The following is a 3,977-nucleotide window of genomic DNA, read 5'->3' on the forward strand; positions in this document are numbered from 1 at the left end:
GCATCGCGCCAGACGGAAGCCGGTGGATATCGTCGCGTCCGGCTTTTCTCCTTCCAGTGCGCGTGCTCGGCAAACTGTTCCGCCGCCTGTTCCTGACCCGGCTGGACGCGCTGCACGACGCCGGTCGGCTCGCCTTCTTCGGATCGGCGGCACACCTGGCCGACCGTCGGGCCTTCCTGCGGCATCTGAAGCCTGTTCGCAGCAAGCGCTGGGTGGTCTATGCCAAGCCGCCCTTCGCCGGACCCCAAGCGGTGCTCGCCTACCTGTCGCGCTACACTCACCGGGTCGCCATCTCGAACCGCCGCCTGATCGCCTTCGACGAGGCTGGAGTCACCTTCCGCTACAAGGACTATCGCCGCGATGGTGCCGAGCGCCAGCGCGCCATGACGCTTGCAGCCGACGAGTTCATCCGCCGCTTCCTGCTCCATGTCCTGCCGCGTGGGTTCCACCGCATCCGTCACTATGGGCTGCTCGCCGGCTCCGCCCGCAAGGCTAGCCTCGCAGTCGCGCGCGAACTGCTGGACGTCGCTCCGCCGCCCGAAGACGACACTCCGGAAGAGCCGGCTGACGTCCGCCCGCCTTGCCCTTGCTGCGGCGGGCGCATGGTCGTCATCGAGAGGTTCGAACGGTGGTGCCAGCCTCGTGCACCGCCTGCCTCAAGAGCGCCGAACCGGGAGAACGCCCCATGACCCGGCATGGCCAAGTTGCTCGTACGACCGCGCCACGCCGGCGCCGGTCAACGGGATGTTATGTGCACGTTGCCGTGGCGCCGGTCGTCACGCATACCAATGCCGCTGGAATCAACCCTACAGGCTCTGCGATCTGGCCTGGAAGCGGCTCCCACGACATCCCCACCGCATCCTATGCGGAAGTTCGCGATAGGCGCTGGCACACCCCGAGGCACAAATCCCCATAGGCAATCGTCTGCGGCCCGCGGGTTCCTGCATGAGAGACTTTCGTACGCCTGACGGCACCCGAAACCCTTAAGCATAGTCGCCGTCCGTCGATCCCTCACCAATCCTGGAAGCTGCGTCGGCTTGCCGCGATTTTGGTCGATCTCGCGTGCCGCCGGCTGATGGGCACGTGAAGCCGGCGTCTCCAATGCGCTTTTCCCAAGCTTGTGGTACTATCAGTCGCGCAGTGTGATGCTATCCAATGGGGGCGGTCATGGAGCGAAAGCTCGCTGCCATTCTTGCCGCGGACGTGGTCGGCTACTCCGCACTGATGGAGCAGGACGAACAGGGCACGTTCGAGCGTCTCAAGGCCGGCCGCAAGGAACTATTCGAACCCGAAATTGCCCGCCACCATGGCCACATCTTCAAGCTGATGGGCGATGGACTGCTGGCCGAATTCGGCAGCGTCGTGGAGGCGGTCGAATGTGCCGTGTCGTTGCAGCACGCCCTGGCGGAACGCAACGCCGCCGTTTCCGAGGATCATCGGACTCGCGTCAGAATCGGGATCAATCTCGGCGAGGTGATTGTCGAGGGCGAGGACCGATATGGCGAGGGCGTCAACGTCGCTGCCAGGCTCCAACAACTAGCGGAACCTGGCGGCATCTGTGTCTCGGCAAAGGTCGCAAAAGAGGTTGAGAAGAAGTTGGCTTTCGGCTTTGAGCCGATGGGCCAACAGAAGCTGAAGAACATCGCCGAACCGGTGCAGGCGTACCGGGTGCTGCTCGATCCCGCGGTGGCGGGAAAGCCCATGGCTGTCAATCGACACCCACGCTTCAGGCGCAATCTGGCCGTCGCTATTGGGGTCCTTGTTGTCGCAGTATGCCTTGCAGCAGCGTGGTGGCGACCGTGGGAGTCACCGCCTCGGCCCACCGCTCTGACGGCCAATGCGAAAGCCGACACCCGGCCATCCCTCGTCGTGCTTCCATTTGACAATCTCAGCGACGACAAGGCGCAAGGTTATCTGGCTGACGGCTTCACCGAGGACCTGACCACAGAACTTGCACGCGTGCCCGGCCTGTTCGTCGTATCGCGAAACGCGGCTTCCACCTACAAGGACAAGGAGACTGAACCCGCTGAGGTCGCCGCAGCGCTTGGTGTCCGGTACATACTGGAGGGCTCGATACGTCGGGTCGGCGACGACATGCGGATCAACGCGCAATTGATCGATGGCTCGACCACCGGTCATCTCTGGGCAGAACGTTTCGACGGCCAGTGGACGGATGTGTTTGCGCTGCAGGACAAGGTCGTCGTCAGCATCGCGGGCGCGCTCAAGCTCCGTCTCGTCAGCGCCCAAGGCAAGGCAGATGTCGCGGGGGGCACGCGCAATCCTGCAGCCTACGAAGCTTACCTCCAGGGCATGGAAATCTACAATCGTCGCAATACTCCAGACGAGTTTGCTCAGGCGGTGAGGTTTTTCCAGCAGGCGCTGGAACTCGATCCGGATTTCGGCGCGGCGGCAGCCTCGCTCGCGTGGTCCTATTGGGACATGGACGGGCCGCGGGGCAAAGCATTAGTCGTTTCGGACATCGGTGCGCTGTACAACGTCTACAAGTACCTAGGGGAGGCGGCCAAGCATCCTTCGCCGTCCTACTATCAGCTCGTCGCCAGTTTGCTGGTTCGCGAGCATCGGTCCGACGAGGCAGTCGCGGTTATGTTCAAGGCAGTGGCGCTCGACCCGAGCGATCCCCTGAACTATGTCGGGCTGGCAGAAGCCCTGAATTTCAATGGCAGGCCGAACGAGGCGCGAGACTACCTCGTCGCGGCCAACCGTGTCGACCCAGGCGGCAATGACCATCGGCACTACTTGGCTGGGCTGGCTGAATTTGGCCAGGGTCGTTTCGAGGAAGCTGTCGACTACCTTGAAAGGATCGATCTCCAGTCGCCCGATCCATGGCCGAAATTCTACGGCCTGCAGGTGTTGGTTTCGGCCTACGCACATCTCGGGCGCAGCGACCAGGTCGCGGCCTATAGTGACAGGCTAAGGAACGTCATGTGGGAACGAAAGGATGGAGGGGCAAACCAGCTGGTCACGCAGAGATACTTTGTGTTCATGAACCCGGCTGACATCGGGCGTCTGCTGGACGGCCTGGACAAGGCCGGTTTGCCGGAGTTGCCGGAAGAGGTCGATCTGGATGCCAAGGACCGGCTTACCGGTTCGGAGATCAGGTCGCTCATCCTCGGTCGTGACCTGCGCGGGGGAGGCGCATGGATAGACAAAGAAACCAGCTGGGTGCAGCAGAACTTCCTGTGCGACGCCATTCCGAAAGTTCAGACAACCTGCGGCGCGATCTTCCGCAATCCTGCCGGGACGCCGGAGCGACGCAACGAGTATACGGCAGTCTTCCGTTTCGATCGTTTTGAGTTTTCGACCGTCAAATAAGACCACCCCGGACCTGCCGGCGATATTCCATTCCGAACCGAAACTGCTTGCGGACCTTTCTGCCCGCTGATCCCGCCACGACGAGCGCAACGCAACGGTCTCGACCGACGCAAGGTGATGATGCAGTAAATGACCGCCTCAACGCTTCGCCTTCGGTGCCTCCGCCCGGAAGCGGACATCACGGGTGACAATGCTGGAGGTCATGTTCGCGCCGATGTCTGCCGTAGAGGTCAGACTTGACGATTCCTGAAAAGCCGACATCGCCGGCGACCACGTTGGAAATCATCGTTGCGCCAGTTTCGGCCATCACGCCAACCGAAAAAGGGACGGTCCGCATCTGGAGCCATTGCAACAGAAGCCAGGTTGTTGGTCAGAGGCCTCCTCTCAGGCCGCGTGAGGTCTGGAGCATTCGAACCCGGCTGCAAGTGTCAGCCGTGGTAAGGACTTGACACTTCCATATTGCCATCGACCGCAAACTCGAGGTTGCAACCTGGTTGCCCATCCCGCTTCAACATCGCGCAAGGAAGACATTCGGGCCCAGGTGCCGTTTGGCGAATTTGATAGTGTCCTGAAGGTTCTGCAAAAAGTTTTGGAGAGAGAACGGCGCTTGCTCTGAGGGGCGAGCGGCCATGGCACGATGGTGA

Annotated in this window: 2 protein-coding genes; both read left to right on the forward strand. The window is 61.9% G+C overall.

Translation table 11 applies throughout. The features are described from left to right. Positions 1-689, forward strand: a 689-nt coding sequence (locus NKH02_RS34115) for an IS91 family transposase (protein ID WP_352884226.1), incomplete at its 5' end; no start/stop codon positions are given. Between the two features lie 478 nt (positions 690-1,167). Further along, a complete protein-coding gene (locus NKH02_RS34120) occupies positions 1,168-3,333 on the forward strand; it encodes an adenylate/guanylate cyclase domain-containing protein (protein WP_352884227.1) in 2,166 nt (721 codons plus the stop codon). Positions 3,334-3,977: the final 644 nt, after the last annotated feature.

Origin of the sequence: Mesorhizobium sp. M1396, assembly GCF_040317725.1 — a bacterium.
In the GTDB taxonomy this organism is placed as follows: domain Bacteria; phylum Pseudomonadota; class Alphaproteobacteria; order Rhizobiales; family Rhizobiaceae; genus Mesorhizobium.